Raw genomic sequence first — 1,225 nt, 5'->3', positions numbered from 1 at the left:
CCAAGACCAAGACCAAGATGTAGCAGCATTCCAAAATCTGGTATCTGAAGCGCAAGCGAATATGGCGGCGACACAAAACCCGTTCTTGGTACAGCAAGATGTGAATTTGCCCAAACCTGCCGAGCCATTGCCAACACTTGAGCTGTTGTTCCACCCTGAAAAACGTGAAACCTTTATTGACCGCGATGCACTAGAGGCGATTGCTCGTCTTGTTGAATCGAAGCTAGCGGACTACAAGATAAAGGCAGATGTGGTTGATATCTTCCCTGGCCCTGTCATCACTCGATTCGAACTCGATCTGGCTCCTGGCGTGAAAGTGAGCCGTATTTCTGGTCTTTCTATGGACTTAGCGCGTTCACTTTCTGCATTGGCAGTGCGTGTCGTAGAGGTAATACCGGGTAAACCTTATGTTGGTTTGGAATTGCCGAACATGAGCCGTCAAACCGTATTCTTCTCCGATGTGGTAGGTAGCCCTCAGTTCCAAGAAGCGACGTCACCAACGACCGTTGTTCTAGGACAAGATATTGCAGGTGAAGCGGTTATTGCTGATTTATCGAAGATGCCACACGTACTGGTTGCAGGTACCACCGGTTCTGGTAAGTCGGTGGGTGTGAACGTGATGATCTTGAGTATGCTTTACAAGGCATCGCCTGAAGACGTTCGTTTCATCATGATTGACCCGAAAATGTTGGAATTGTCTATCTATGAAGGTATTCCACATCTATTGTCTGAAGTCGTTACCGACATGAAAGATGCGTCTAACGCCCTTCGTTGGTGTGTTGGCGAAATGGAACGTCGTTATAAACTGATGTCGGCACTTGGTGTTCGTAACATTAAAGGCTACAACGACAAATTGAAGATGGCTGCGGAAGCGGGTCACCCAATTCATGATCCTCTGTGGAAACCGGGCGACAGCATGGACCCTGAAGCACCATTATTGGAAAAACTGCCTTACATCGTAGTTGTCGTCGATGAATTCGCCGATTTAATCATGGTAGTGGGTAAGAAAGTTGAAGAATTGATTGCTCGTTTGGCACAAAAAGCACGTGCGGCGGGTGTTCACTTGATCCTAGCGACTCAGCGCCCGTCAGTGGATGTTATTACGGGTCTTATTAAAGCCAATATCCCGACACGTGTAGCCTTTACTGTATCAACCAAAACGGACTCTCGAACGATTCTTGACCAAGGTGGTGCAGAATCATTATTGGGTATGGGTGATATGTTG

Annotated in this window: 1 protein-coding gene; it reads left to right on the top strand. The window is 47.3% G+C overall.

From position 1 onward, the window contains the following. The coding region (locus tag AB4496_RS24095) for a DNA translocase FtsK (RefSeq protein WP_372132288.1) at window positions 1-1,225 on the top strand (1,225 nt) is incomplete at both ends.

It is taken from the genome of Vibrio sp. 10N.222.46.A1, from assembly GCF_041473595.1.
GTDB classification, from domain to species: Bacteria; Pseudomonadota; Gammaproteobacteria; order Enterobacterales; family Vibrionaceae; genus Vibrio; species Vibrio tasmaniensis_A.
Note: the sequence above shows the minus strand (reverse complement) of the source record. Positions and strands in the feature narration are given on the sequence as shown.